Genomic DNA, 13,514 nt, shown 5'->3' on the forward strand with positions numbered 1-13,514 from the left:
TACCCTTTCATCTTTTCCCTTTTCCCGAGTATCCTACGCCCATGCTGACCTATCCCCAAATCGACCCCGTCGCCCTTCATCTCGGCCCGCTCAAAGTTCACTGGTACGGCTTGATGTACCTAATCGGCTTTGCCGCCGCCTGGTGGTTGGGACAATACCGCGCCCGCAAGCCTGGCGCCATTTTGCAGCCGGAACAAATCAGTGACCTGATATTCTATTGCGCCCTGGGCGCGGTGCTTGGCGGCCGTATCGGCTATGTGCTGTTTTATGATCTCGGCGTTTACCTGGAACACCCCGCCAATATCTTTAAAGTCTGGGAAGGTGGCATGTCGTTCCACGGCGGGATGATCGGCGTGATTACGGCGATGCTGATCTATGGCCGCAAGGTGCAGCGCGGATTTTTTGAACTGATGGATTTCGTCGCACCATTGGTGCCGATTGGCTTAGGTGCCGGCCGCATCGGTAATTTCATCAACGGCGAACTCTGGGGCAAGGTCACTGATGTGCCGTGGGCGATGATCTTTCCCCACGGCGGGCCACTGCCACGCCACCCGTCGCAGTTATATCAGGCCTTTCTCGAAGGCGCGGTTCTGTTCCTGATTCTCTGGTTTTATTCGCGTAAACCAAGACCCACCATGGCCGTGTCTGGACTCTTTCTGCTGTGCTATGGTGTGTTTCGATTTGCGGTGGAATTTGCCCGCCAACCCGACGCCCAGCTCGGTTATCTCGCCTTCGGCTGGCTAACCATGGGCCAGGTGTTATCGACGCCGATGATCCTCGGCGGTGTCGGTTTGATGGTGTGGGCGTATCGGCGATAAGGGAAATGAACCCGTAGGGGCACGGCGCGCCGTGCCCCTACCAAATGCCGTCTGGCACCATAATTTTAGAGTCGATACAAATATTTGCAGTTATCATCAAATTTATAGCCGGATATAAAACATGCAGCAATACCTTGATTTAATGAGACATGTGCATCAGCACGGCACCCGCAAGGAAGATCGCACCGGTACCGGCACCGTCAGCGTCTTTGGTTATCAAATGCGCTTCGACCTGGCCCAGGGCTTCCCGCTGGTCACCACCAAGAAGCTGCACCTGCGCTCCATCATCCATGAACTGCTCTGGTTCCTGAAGGGCGAAACCAACACCCGTTACCTGAAAGATAACGGCGTCAGCATCTGGGATGAGTGGGCTGATGCCGACGGCGAACTGGGGCCAGTGTATGGTTATCAGTGGCGGTCATGGCCGACAGCCGATGGCCGTCACATCGACCAGATCAACCAAGTGGTTGAGCAGATCAAGCGCACGCCCGACTCGCGGCGGCTGATCGTCAGCGCCTGGAATGTGGGCGAGATCGAGCACATGGCGCTGCCACCGTGTCATGCCTTCTTCCAGTTCTATGTTGCTGAGGGTCGATTGTCCTGCCAGCTCTATCAACGCAGCGCCGACATCTTTCTCGGCGTGCCGTTCAACATCGCTTCCTATGCCCTGCTCACCTTAATGGTGGCGCAGGTCACTGGGCTCAAGCCGGGCGAGTTTATCCATACCCTGGGTGACGCCCATTTGTATTCCAATCACCTGGAACAGGTGCAAACCCAACTGGCGCGTGAACCCTATCCGCTGCCGAAAATGAAACTCAATCCGGCGGTGAACAGTATCTTCGATTTTAAATTTGAGGACTTTGAGCTGGTGGATTATCAGTGCCATCCGCATATCAAGGCACCGGTGGCGGTGTGATTTTGTATTAAGGTTCCTTCTCCCTCTGGGAGAAGGCCAGGATGAGGGAATATTAATTTCCCCCCTCACCCCAACCCTCTCCCGGAGGGAGAGGGGGACAATCGGTAAAGGTAACAGAATGATTATCTCCCTCATCGCCGCCATGGCCGACAACCGCGTCATCGGCATCGAAAACCGCCTGCCCTGGAACTTGCCCGCGGACATGAAATGGTTCCGCCAACACACACTTGGTAAACCGGTGCTGATGGGGCGCAAGACCTTCGAGTCGATCGGCAAACCGCTGCCCAACCGCACCAACATCGTCGTCACCCGCGATGCAGGCTGGACGGCGGCAGGTTGTGTGGTGGTCAAAGACATCGACGCCGCCTTGCGCGCGGCGAGTGATGCGCCGGAAGTGATGGTCATCGGCGGCGCCTCGTTCTACGCCCAAATGCTGCCGAAAGCCCAGCGCTTATACCTGACGCTGGTCCACACCGAGATCGAAGGCGATGCCTGGTTTCCGGAAATCAATTTCGCAGAGTGGCGGGAAATTGAACGGCATGATTATCCGGCGGATGAGGTCAATGGTTACCCCTACAGTTTTGTAATCTACCAACGGTAGGGGCACGGTATGCCCCACAACACGCCATATCCAACAACCCACCGTAGGGGCACGGCACACCGTACCCCAACGGTGGAACAATTTGGTCGTCCCGTTTCCGGGTCACTTCCTACCATTGTCCGATCATTCAAATCCGCCGTTACAAAACGCGTCAACGAATTGCAACAAACACCTGGTGCCACATTATGGCAACGCAATTACTGGGAACGCATCATTCGCAATGAATCGGAATTGAATCTCATCCGGGAATACATCCGCAATAATCCGGCGCAATGGGAATTGGATCGTCTTTATGTGAACGAACACGACATACCGTTGGAATGCACCCCGCACCCGTACGGGCACGGCACGCCGTGCCCGTACCAAATCATGCCCTGCACCCCAACATCATGCCCTGCACCCCAACAACACCATGCCCCTACCGACCGGCCTGTTGATATAACGGCATCATTTGCGGCACTAGCCCGGACAAGGTTTCCATGCGCTTACCCGGCGCCGGATGGGTGCTGAGAAAATCAAAACGCTCGCTGCCGCCGGTCTTCTCCATCTTCTGCCATAACGTCACCGCGGCATGCGGATCGTAACCGGCGCGCGCGGCCAGTTCGATGCCGATGCGATCGGCTTCAGTTTCGGCCTCGCGGCTGTTGGGCAATTTAACGGCCAGCGTTGCCGCCAGTGCGGCGCCTTGCAACGCAGCGCCTGAGTTTTTGCTGGCGGCGGCGATGGAACCGAGCGCCAGATCCGAGGCCATGGCGACGGACATCTTCTCTGCGGTGTGATTAGACAAAGCGTGAGCAATCTCGTGGCCCATTACCTGCGCCAGTTCGTCATCTGTTGGTTTGATCTGCTGTATAAGGCCGGTATACACCGCCATTCGGCCACCCGCCATGCAAAAGGCATTGACGGTCTGCGGGTCGTCAATCACTTTCACCGTCCATTCCCATTGTTCGGTCTCGGGCCGGAAGCGGATCGCCTGCGCGACCAGTTTGCTGGTGATTTTATCAATGCGGGCTTTTAATGCCTTATCGCTATCGATCTTGCCGTCTTTCTCAAGTGGGCTCATCATCTGCACATAGGCTTCTTTCGAGGCGGCGATGGCTTGGCTCTCGGGGACGATCATGAATTGTTTGCGGCCAGTAACGGGATTGGTAGCACAACTGGCGACTAAAACTGCACAGGCGGCGATAGTGAGAAGACGTTTCATGGGGAGCTCCAATGTGATCCGGCATATTGCGCGATTATACCGGAATTACCCTCACGTACCCGTACGTAGGGGCACGGCGCGCCGTGCCCCTACAATAATCCAAACAACCGTTTCTTTTGCCCGGGTTGAGCATCGAGCAGATTGACGATGTCCGTCCGCTGCCGGGATTGAGCAAGGTCGCGGGCGCTTTCACGTTTTTGATTGCGCAGGCCGCTGTCGGCACCGGCGGGGAGCAATACCTTAATGACTTCAGCATTGCCAGCACGCGCAGCGATAAGTAGCGCGGTGTCGCCAACACCATTTTGCGTATTTACCGCAGCACCGGCTTGCAGCAAGGCGTTCACTGCCTCGGCATTGCCGGCGGCGCTGGCGAGCGTGAGGGCGGTGTCACGATTACGCGCCGCCAATCCCGGTTGTGCCTTTGCCCGCAGCAACAGGCTTACAACCTGAGCACTGCCGCGCCGGGCGGCGCGCATGAGCGGTGTGTAGCCCTCGCTATCGGCATAATCAACAGCCGCGCCTTGTTTAAGCAAACGTGCGGTCAGCTCGGCGTTACCGCGATCGGCAACCAGCCATAATGCGCTGCGTCCCTGGCGATCGGCGTCATTGACCGACGCACCACCGGCAAGCAACGCATCGAGCAAGGCAGGATCATCACGGCGCAAGGCGGCGAGCAGTGGTGTCATGCCTTCATTGTTGGCACGACTGGCGTCGGCGCCGCTTTTCAGCAACGCGGCGGCGATGCTTGCATGACCACTCTGTGCGGCATGCCAGAGTGCAGTGGCACCACTTTTATCGCGCGTGTTAATTTCCACGCCGGCATTAAGCAGTACCTGCACAGCTTCAAGCTTATTTGCGACAGCGGCCAGTATCAGCGGCGTGCGGCCGTCGCCATCGCGCGGATCAAGCTGGGCTTTGGCCTTCACTAACAAATCGACGGCCTCTGTATCGCCAGCCGTCGCGGCGAACGCGAGGGCTGTCATTCCCTTGGTATCGTGTTCGTTCACATCAACACCCTGCGCCAACAGTGAACGCACCATCGCCGACTGACCGCGTGCGGCGGCGATCATTAAGTTACTCCAACCAACATAAAGTTGCTTGTCGGCAAGATTGGCATCGGCTTTCACCACCGTGTTTGCCGTCGCTGTTGTGGGTTCATCGCGCACTCCAGCGGCGATTAAACTTTGTTCCACTTGTTTTTGGCCATGATCACGCGCAGCCTGCACTACACTACGCCCTTTGGCGTCATTGGCCTTGAGATCGGCACCCGCAGCAATTAATTGCTTGATGATATCGACATCGCCATGCTCAATGGCTTCATGCAACACCGGATTACCGCTACCATCTCGTGTGTTGGGATTAGCCTTACCCGCTAGTAGCGCGCTTATTAATTTACTATCGCCACGGCGCACTGCAAGCAACAAGGCATCGTCCTGATATTTATCCTTGTGCTTTGGATCGGCGCCCTGTGTCAACAAGAATTTCGCCATCTCGATTTGTCCAGCAGAAATCGCCGCCAGTAATGGTGTACTGCCTTGTTGATCGGGGACATTAACATCATTATTTTGCACCAACAATTGTCGGACTCGCGCCAGATCACCTTTGGTCACCGCACGATACAATTCTTCATTGGACTCCGTCGGCGTTTTCGCCATCGGTGCCAACAATGTTAGCCGTTGCCGGGCAAGCGCGTGCCCTTGTGCCGCGGCCTTTACATACCAGGCGCGCGCCTGATCGACATTTAGCGGCGTGGCGGTGCCTGACTCGTACATCGTTGCCAAATTATATTGTGCCTTGTCATAGCCTTGCTCCGCCGCACGCTGCAGTAATTCGAAGGCTTTTTTATCATCACTCGCCACACCCTGGCCAGAACGATACAACACAGCGAGTTGATACTGTGCTGCGCGATCACCTTGTTGTGCCAAGGGCTTGAGCAGTTGCACGGCCTGAGTAAAATCTTTTTTGCGGATTGCACCGGCAACATCGTCCATGTCAGCGGCCTGAGCCATACTGATCGACGCCGCAAGACAAATGGCAAGTCTGCTACGCCGTGCCATATTTAGTTTCAACTTCAATCCCTATGCTTTTCAAAAAGGGTGTCGGCAACACGCCGCCGGCACAGACAATGACGGCATCGTTGGCGACCTCTATCTCCTGATCGCCCTTTGCAATCCGCACTCGCTTGGCGCTGATCTCGCGCACCTGCGATTCAAGCAATACCTGTAACTTCCCGGTCTCCTGCGCTGCCTGCACTTCATTGCGATTCTTGGCCTTGGCGCGAGCGAAGGCTTCACCGCGATATGACAGAGTGACTTTTGTTCCGGGTTGCGCGGCGATGGTCCATGCCGCTTCCAGCGCACTGTCGCCACCACCAACGATCAAGACATGCTGGCCACGATACTGTTCGGCGTCGATCAGGCGATACACCACTTTGGGCAACTCTTCACCCGGCACTTCGAGCTTGCGCGGCGTACCGCGGCGACCGATGGCCAGCAATACGCTGCGAACGCGATATTGCGCTTGACTGGTGGCGACGACAAAGCCATCACCCTCGACCGTCATCGTCTCCATGCGCTCATTGAAACGCATTTGCAACTGATGCTGCTCGCGCACCTGCTGCCAGAATTCGAGCAGCGATTCCTTGCTGGTTTCACGAAATTGCACCTTGCCCACCAAAGGCAGCTCCACCGGCCGCGTCAACACCAGTTTGCCGCGCGGGAAGTGTGCCACTGTGCCGCCAAAAGACTCTTGCTCAATGACAACATAGCTGAGACCGGCTTGCTTCGCGGCCAGGGCGGCGGCGAAACCGGCCGGTCCGGCACCGACGATCAATACATCGAGACGATCATCATGGCCGCGGCCGCGTTGCGCAATCGCCATCATCGCCTGCCGCCCCTGCTCGATGGCATTGCCGATCAGGCCCATGCCACCCAGTTCGCCAGCAATGAATACGCCTGGCACACTGGTTTCGAATTCTGGACTCAACAATGGAATGTCGACACCACGCTTTTCAGTGCCAAATACCAGCGTGATGCACTGCGACGGACATGCCCGCGCACAAGCACCGTGACCAATGCAGGCGCTGGGCGTGACCAGGTGCGCCTTGCCACCGATCAAGCCAAGCACCGACTTCTCGGGGCAGGCATCGATGCATGAGCCGCAGCCAATACAGCAGGCGTGGTCGACCACCGGGTGCAATGACGCTGGCTCGGCCAATCCGGCGTCACGTGCATCGTTCAACAACGCCTGGCTGCGACGACTCACGCGGCGGCGGCGCCAGCCATAGATCGTCCAGATTAATGCCATCGCGCCGCCATACAGCGCCGTGATCGCCAGTGATTCGCTACTCATACTCATGATCTTCGGTATTTGCTGGGCGGATTTTATACCGATTCAAGCAACTTGCTGCGCAGTTCTCAAAATCCGTCTCGAATTTGCGACAGATTGCGCAAATCGATAGTTACCCCATCGTCTAATTGTAATGAATGGCCGATAATATCCACATACAAGTACAGTCTTCCATTAGCTAAAATTAAATTACGCACTATGTAATAGTGCCAGGGTTAAATATCGTGAGCAGTGTCAATACCAGCATCCGAGGCAATCTGGAGCCCTCGCCGGCCAAAACTACCCGTAACAGCAGCGATGGCAAAACGCGCGCCAGTTTCACCGGCACGTTGATCTTTTTTCTACTGGTGACCATTCTGCTCTATGACGGCTGGCTGAATCGATTCAACAAAGACATCACCGCCGAGCATGGCATCGGCTACTGGCTGGGGATTATCGGTGGCAGTCTGATGCTACTGCTGTTGCTTTATCCGCTGCGCAAACGCTGGGGTGCGATGCGCAAGCTGGGGGCGGTAAAACACTGGTTCCGTTTTCATATGGCACTGGGCGTGCTCGGGCCCACGGCAATTCTTTATCACTCGAATTTTCAGCTCGGCGCGCTTAACAGTAATATCGCGCTGTCCTGCATGTTGATCGTCGCCAGCAGCGGTCTGCTCGGCCGATATTTTTACGCCAAGATTCACCATGGTCTCTATGGCCGTCAAGCCACGCTCGAAGAACTCAATGCCGCGCTGTCGGCACAAGAAAACATTCTGCTGGGCGATTCAGCGGTAGCCACCAGGATGAGCGAGCGTCTGGCGCGTTATCACTCCCTAGCGCAACCGCCAAGCAGTCTCGCGCAATCCTTAGCCCGTGTATTGGCGCTTGCCATCCATACGCGCAGTGACTACTGGCGCATCCGGCGCGGATATAGCCGTGAACTGCGCCGCCATCTGGCCGATTATTTTTCCGCCATCCGCCACGTTGCCGAGTATTCACTCTATACCCGTCTATTCGCACTTTGGCACATACTACATCTACCATTGTTTGTAATGATGCTGATTACCGGCATCGTGCATGTCATCGCCGTTCACGTGTATTGATTTTTTATGCGTGCGGTCTGGTGGTGTTTATTCCTGACGTTATGGTCCAGTATTGCCACAGCAACGCTGGAGACACTGGTGATGCCCGGCAAGTTGGCCAGCGCCCATGCCAAATACGAAGAACAATGCGCCAAATGCCACACGCCGTTGCGCGACACACCGCAAAAAACGCTCTGCCTCGATTGCCATAAGGAGGTTGCTGCTGACATTAAGGCAAATCGCGGTCTGCATGGGCTCGATCCACAACTCATTAAAACCGACTGCAAAACGTGTCACACCGATCACAAGGGACGTGGCGCCGATATCGTGCAATTCAATCAAACGCAATTCAATCATGCCCACACCAATTTTCCGCTCAAGGGCGCGCATCAATCGACACTCTGCGGCGCCTGTCACCGGACCGGCGATCCCTACCGCAAAGCGCCAAGCCGCTGTCTGGATTGCCACAAACAGGACGACCGCCACGCCGGAAAATTAGGCCCGCAATGCGATAAATGCCACACCCAGGATCAATGGCGTGATTCCCGCTTTGATCACAGCAAGACAAACTATCCGCTCACTGGCAAACACCGCCAGGTGGATTGCGCGCTGTGTCACCCCGGCCAAAAGTACAAGGATGTACCGCAGCAATGCGTCGCCTGCCACGGCATCAACGACGTGCACCAGAATCGTTATGGTGATAACTGCAAGCGTTGCCACTCGACGCAGGGCTGGAAGGGCACCGCCTTTGATCATGATCGCGACACGCACTACAAGCTGCTGGGGCGGCATGCAACGACGCCTTGTCAAAGTTGCCACAACGCCGATTTCAAAACCAAACTGGCAACCGATTGTTACGGCTGTCATCGTGCCGATGATGAACATCAGGGCCGTTATGGCAAACAATGCCAAAGCTGCCATACGCCTGAGCGCTGGGCCAAGAAACAGTTTGATCACGATAAAGCGACCAAATTTCCGCTGCGTGGCAAGCATCGGGACGTCATCTGTGGCGCCTGCCACAAGGGTCCGGCGAGCAATGAAAAAAATAAAACCGCCTGTCGGCAGTGTCATGCCAGCGCTGATATCCACCGCGGTAGCCAGGGTGACAAGTGCGAGCGTTGTCATAGCGAAGCTGGATGGCGTGATCGCGTTGTTTTCGATCATGACACCACTCGCTTCCCATTAATCGGCTTGCATGCCGCAGCCACCTGCGCCGATTGTCATCCCACATCTGAATATAAGGGAATCAAGTCGAATTGCCTGGCATGTCATAGTGCACAGGACAAACACAAAGGCAGGCTCGGCGAAAAATGCGAAGCCTGCCACAACCCCAACGATTGGCGCTTTTGGCAATTTGATCATAGTCAGGAGACCAAATTCTCACTGCGCGAGGCGCATGCCAAATTACGCTGTGATGATTGTCACCGTTCGGCGACTAACAATCTGAAGATTTCTTCAGCCTGCGGCGATTGTCATCGCGCGGATGACGTTCATGACGGCGAATTTGGTCAGCGTTGTGAACGCTGTCACAGCGAGCGTAGCTTCAAAGATATTACGATAAAAAGATAGGGGCTTATATGAAACGCATTGCTTCACTATTCATCTTGATCGCCGGACTTATGTTCGGCCTGTCCGCAATAGCCGCGGGTACTGGCTCGCAGCAGCGCTTTGATCACTCCATGACGGCCTTTCCGCTCACCGGTGGCCATGCCACGGTAAATTGCGCGGCTTGCCACCCACGCGGGGTATTTAAGGGCGCGCCGCGTACCTGTCAGGGCTGCCATGGTGCCAGTGCCAGCATTAATGCGACACGCAAAAATTCGCGCCACATCGTCTCTAGCAGTACCTGCGATGCCTGCCATAGCGTATATACCTGGACGCCGGCAAAACGAATGGATCATGCCGAGGTCAGTAGCGATTGCTTTAAATGCCACAATGGCCGCACTGCACCTGGCAAACCAGCCAAACACATTCAAACCAATAGTCAGTGCGATAATTGCCATATCAGTGGCAGCTGGACGCCTGCCGTCTTTGATCATCGTCAGGTGAGTGGAAGTTGCGCGAGTTGTCACAACGGCACTTCTGCTATGGGTAAGTCGGCAAATCACGTGTTAACAACTCTTGATTGCAATAGTTGTCACATAACGCTGTCATGGACGCCAGCGCATTTTAATCACAGCAACGTGACCGGCAGTTGTTCGACCTGCCATAACGGCACGTCAGCAGCGGGCAAGAAGGTCTCGCACATCACCACGACCCAGGACTGCGGCATATGCCATACCACCAATGCCTGGTTACCCGCGGGGGTTGATCATTCCACCGCAGGTACTAATTGCTCAAGCTGCCACAACGGGTCTAACGCTACCGGCAAAACCGCAACACACGTTGCGACGACACAGCAATGCGGCACGTGTCATAGCACGACTGCTTGGAAACCCGCTAACTTCAATCACCTCGGTGCGACGGCGGCCTGCACCACATGCCACAATGGAACGAGCGCTACAGGCAAGACAGCGACGCATATCGTCACCACGTTGCAATGCAATAGTTGCCATACTACGACTGCCTGGAAGCCCGCGACCTTTAGCCACAGTGGCATTACTGCGGCCTGCTCCACCTGTCACAATGGCAGCAGTGCGACCGGCAAGACAACGACGCACATTGTCACCACCTTGCAGTGCGACAGCTGCCATACCACTCGCGCCTGGAAACCTGCGGCCGTCAATCATTCGCTGGTCGGCACGACTTGCTCAAGCTGTCACAATGGCACCACCGCCACCGGTAAAACAGCTGCTCATATTCCGACTACGTTACAATGCGGAACTTGTCATAATACAGGTGCATGGTTACCGGCCAATTTCAACCACACCGGAGCCACTGGGACCTGTGCCACGTGCCACAATGGTTCAACCGCCACAGGCAAATCAACCTCACACATTGTTACTACGCTGGCGTGTGATACGTGCCATGCCACCACTGCTTGGAAACCTGCAAGCGTCAATCATTCGCTCGTCGGTACAAACTGCTCAAGCTGTCACAATGGCAGCAGCGCTATCGGCAAAACGGTAACGCACATAGCGACAACCTTGCAATGCAACAGTTGTCACACCACCAACGCCTGGCTGCCGGCGACATTTAGTCATTCGGGGGTGACTGCCGCCTGTTCCACTTGCCATAACGGCACCAGCGCTACTGGCAAATCGGCCTCACACATTGTCACCACCTTGACCTGTGATAGTTGCCACACCACCGCAGCGTGGAGACCTGCGACCGTCAATCATTCACTGGTCGGCACGAATTGTTCCACCTGTCACAACGGTACCAGCGCTACCGGCAAGTCAGCAACGCACATAGCGACAACCTTGCAATGCAACAGTTGCCACACCACTGTTGCCTGGCTGCCGGCGACGTTTAGTCATTCGGGGGTGACCGCCGCTTGTTCCACTTGCCATAACGGCGTCAGTGCAACCGGTAAACCGACTGGGCATTTCTCAGGCGAATGCAGCAGCTGTCACGTCACTCTCGCCTGGCGACCGGTCAGCACCTATTCGCATACCTCGGCTAAGTACCCCGGCAATCACCGCGCGCCATTGACGTGTAACAGCAGCCGTTGTCACAGCACCTTAAGCAACGCAGTGAATTGGCCATATCCAGCTTATCAACCCGACTGCGGCGCCTGTCATGCTGGTAATTTCAAACAGGGCCCGCACGATGAAACGGTCAGTCAATTGCGCAACTGTAGCGGTAGCTGCCACGTACAGGGAGTGGCGCGCAGCGGCCAACATCATATAACGGATGCGGAATTCTAAATGAATAGCACACATACTTTTCGCTGGTCCTTATTATTGTGCGCATTCTTATTGCCGCCGCGCGTCTTTTCTGCGGCTGATATACCCGTCACGCCTGAGACGCCACCGCCACCGGGTGAATCGCTCGCTGAGTTGCCGGAAGACCCGTTGGCAGCGACCATGGAACAAGCGCGTCGCGCATTTAGCTCGGGCGATTACTCACGCGCGGCTCAACTCTATACTAAGGCGCTCGATAGCAAGGATAAACGTTTTGCTCAGGTAGCACTCGAAATGCTTGGTGTCGTCCGTGAACGCAATGGCCAGTACGCACAGGCAAAGGCGGTATACGAGCAGTATTTGTCACGCTTTCCCAAAGGCGAAGGTGCAGTTCGTGTGCGGCAGCGACTTGCAGGCCTAGTAACTGCGGAATGGAAACCAAAAGAGACCGTGCCTGAAACGAAGCCCGTTGCGAAACAAGAGAAGGGATCCGAGTTCTATGGATCGTTCGGTCAGACCTATCGCCATTTCTCAACTTCAACGGCCACGTCTTCATCTGATCAAAGTTCGCTCTTGTCATCCATTGATCTGAATGCCCGCGGTCATAGCAGCAATCTTGACATCAAAGGTCGTATTAACGCCGGCCATCTTGCAGATATCACTTCGAATAAGGATAAAGACTATTTGTATTTTGCTTATCTCGATCTGAGCGGCCAAAGCCCATTCGGTGCGCGTATCGGCCGCCAAACTCAATATGACAGCGGTATTTTTGGCCGCTTCGACGGGCTAAATCTCCGCATGCGCTTGCCGGGTGGAAATTCGGTAAAGCTTGCTGGCGGATCACCGGTCGAATCGTCGTCACACACTCGTGTCGATCCGCTTCGTCATTTCGTTAGTTTGAGTCTCGATACTCAAACCAGTGATCGTCTCTGGAATTTTAATGGCTATCTAATCAATCAAACTGCCGAGAGTCTTAACGACCGACGTGCTATCGGCCTAGAGTCACGCTACTACAGCGAAACGCAGACGTTTGCCGGGTTGGTGGATTATGATGTCGGCTATCATGCCCTCAACATTTTAATGGCCCAGGGCACCTTGACGCTTGCGGATCAAAACATCGTTAATTACGCGATCGATTATCGCAGTAGTCCGCTGCTCGCCACGCGTAACGCGATCATCGGGCAGCCCGTCACCAAACTGGACGAGCTGCGGCAACTGTTTACCGAATCCGAGATCCGCGATTTGGCGGCAGATCGCACTGCGACTAGCCGCATTGTGATGCTCGGAATTTCACATCCCTTCAGCAGCCGCTGGCGGGGCGATCTCGATTATAGCGCCAGCGATCTTTCGGCAACGCCCGCCTCTGGCGGCGTTGCCGCGACCGACAGTACGGGTATCGAACATTCGATCAGCGGACGGCTGGTTGGCAATGGCATCGGTTGGCCTCAGGATTACACAACATTCGCGCTCCGACTTGCCACTGCTCAAAATATCGATCAAACCACTTTTAATGCGAATCACCGACACGTCACTACGGATGGTTGGCGCATCAATCCAGGGATGCGCCTGAACTATCGCCGTTACAACGATCGCGCCGATACACAATGGGATGCCGCGCCAAATTTAAAAGTCGACTATCTCTGGGGCAAGCGCTTCTACTTCGAACTGGAGGCCGGTTACGAACGCTCACATCTCAATACCTGGCCACAAGCGATTGATACTGACACCACTTACCTCTACGCCGGTTATCGCGTGAATTTTTGAAGCGTCGTGATGCTGTT

At 55.5% G+C, this 13,514-nt stretch carries 11 protein-coding genes; 8 read left to right on the forward strand and 3 right to left on the reverse strand.

Translation table 11 applies throughout. From position 1 onward, the window contains the following. Positions 1-41 precede the first annotated feature (41 nt). From HY272_11180 to HY272_11195, 4 genes are all read left to right on the forward strand, one after another. Positions 42-818 (forward strand): prolipoprotein diacylglyceryl transferase, encoded by a 777-nt coding sequence (locus HY272_11180; GenBank protein ID MBI3773247.1) that lies wholly within the window; start codon positions 42-44, stop codon positions 816-818. Positions 819-939: 121 nt separating this feature from the next. Beyond that, positions 940-1,734, forward strand: coding sequence for a thymidylate synthase (locus HY272_11185; GenBank protein MBI3773248.1), 795 nt, complete (start codon positions 940-942; stop codon positions 1,732-1,734). A gap of 118 nt (positions 1,735-1,852) precedes the next feature. Continuing rightward, on the forward strand, positions 1,853-2,335 hold the full coding sequence (gene folA / locus HY272_11190) for a type 3 dihydrofolate reductase (GenBank protein MBI3773249.1): 483 nt from the start codon (positions 1,853-1,855) through the stop codon (positions 2,333-2,335). 9 nt (positions 2,336-2,344) lie between these two features. Next, positions 2,345-2,845 (forward strand): transposase, encoded by a 501-nt coding sequence (locus HY272_11195; GenBank protein MBI3773250.1) that lies wholly within the window; start codon positions 2,345-2,347, stop codon positions 2,843-2,845. On the opposite strand, the gene HY272_11200 is transcribed toward HY272_11195, so the two are convergent. The 3 genes from HY272_11200 to HY272_11210 form a co-directional block, all read right to left on the reverse strand. Further along, positions 2,754-3,539, reverse strand: coding sequence for a M48 family metallopeptidase (locus tag HY272_11200; GenBank protein MBI3773251.1), 786 nt, complete (start codon positions 3,537-3,539; stop codon positions 2,754-2,756). The genes HY272_11195 and HY272_11200 overlap by 92 nt on opposite strands. 89 nt (positions 3,540-3,628) lie before the next feature. Further along, positions 3,629-5,596, reverse strand: coding sequence for an ankyrin repeat domain-containing protein (locus HY272_11205; protein MBI3773252.1), 1,968 nt, complete (start codon positions 5,594-5,596; stop codon positions 3,629-3,631). Further along, complete coding sequence (locus HY272_11210; GenBank protein ID MBI3773253.1) at positions 5,583-6,890, reverse strand: NAD(P)-binding domain-containing protein; 1,308 nt, start codon at positions 6,888-6,890, stop codon at positions 5,583-5,585. Before HY272_11210 ends, HY272_11205 begins: the two co-directional genes overlap by 14 nt. Before the next feature lie 221 nt (positions 6,891-7,111). Here HY272_11210 and HY272_11215 point away from each other — a divergent pair, with 221 nt between their 5' ends. From HY272_11215 to HY272_11230, 4 genes are read left to right on the forward strand one after another with little or no spacing between them, the layout of a single operon-like run. Then, positions 7,112-7,969 (forward strand): hypothetical protein, encoded by an 858-nt coding sequence (locus HY272_11215; GenBank protein ID MBI3773254.1) that lies wholly within the window; start codon positions 7,112-7,114, stop codon positions 7,967-7,969. 6 nt (positions 7,970-7,975) lie between these two features. Then, complete coding sequence (locus HY272_11220; GenBank protein ID MBI3773255.1) at positions 7,976-9,517, forward strand: cytochrome C; 1,542 nt, start codon at positions 7,976-7,978, stop codon at positions 9,515-9,517. A gap of 8 nt (positions 9,518-9,525) precedes the next feature. After that, positions 9,526-11,757, forward strand: coding sequence for a cytochrome C (locus tag HY272_11225; GenBank protein MBI3773256.1), 2,232 nt, complete (start codon positions 9,526-9,528; stop codon positions 11,755-11,757). Beyond that, positions 11,758-13,497, forward strand: a complete 1,740-nt coding sequence (locus HY272_11230; protein MBI3773257.1) for a hypothetical protein — start codon at positions 11,758-11,760, stop codon at positions 13,495-13,497. It begins immediately after the preceding gene. Positions 13,498-13,514: the final 17 nt, after the last annotated feature.

The sequence above is a fragment of the Gammaproteobacteria bacterium genome (assembly GCA_016200485.1).
Lineage (GTDB): Bacteria > Pseudomonadota > Gammaproteobacteria > Tenderiales > Tenderiaceae > JACQEP01.

Bases quoted from the DNA above. Each gene is read 5' to 3' on its own strand.
- HY272_11180 (MBI3773247.1), top strand. From the start codon at position 42: ATGCTGACCTATCCCCAAATCGACCCCGTCGCCCTTCATCTCGGCCCG.
- HY272_11185 (MBI3773248.1), top strand. From the start codon at position 940: ATGCAGCAATACCTTGATTTAATGAGACATGTGCATCAGCACGGCACC.
- folA (MBI3773249.1), top strand. From the start codon at position 1,853: ATGATTATCTCCCTCATCGCCGCCATGGCCGACAACCGCGTCATCGGC.
- HY272_11195 (MBI3773250.1), top strand. From the start codon at position 2,345: ATGCCCCACAACACGCCATATCCAACAACCCACCGTAGGGGCACGGCA.
- HY272_11200 (MBI3773251.1), bottom strand. From the start codon at position 3,539: ATGAAACGTCTTCTCACTATCGCCGCCTGTGCAGTTTTAGTCGCCAGT.
- HY272_11205 (MBI3773252.1), bottom strand. From the start codon at position 5,596: ATGGCACGGCGTAGCAGACTTGCCATTTGTCTTGCGGCGTCGATCAGT.
- HY272_11210 (MBI3773253.1), bottom strand. From the start codon at position 6,890: ATGAGTAGCGAATCACTGGCGATCACGGCGCTGTATGGCGGCGCGATG.
- HY272_11220 (MBI3773255.1), top strand. From the start codon at position 7,976: ATGCGTGCGGTCTGGTGGTGTTTATTCCTGACGTTATGGTCCAGTATT.
- HY272_11225 (MBI3773256.1), top strand. From the start codon at position 9,526: ATGAAACGCATTGCTTCACTATTCATCTTGATCGCCGGACTTATGTTC.
- HY272_11230 (MBI3773257.1), top strand. From the start codon at position 11,758: ATGAATAGCACACATACTTTTCGCTGGTCCTTATTATTGTGCGCATTC.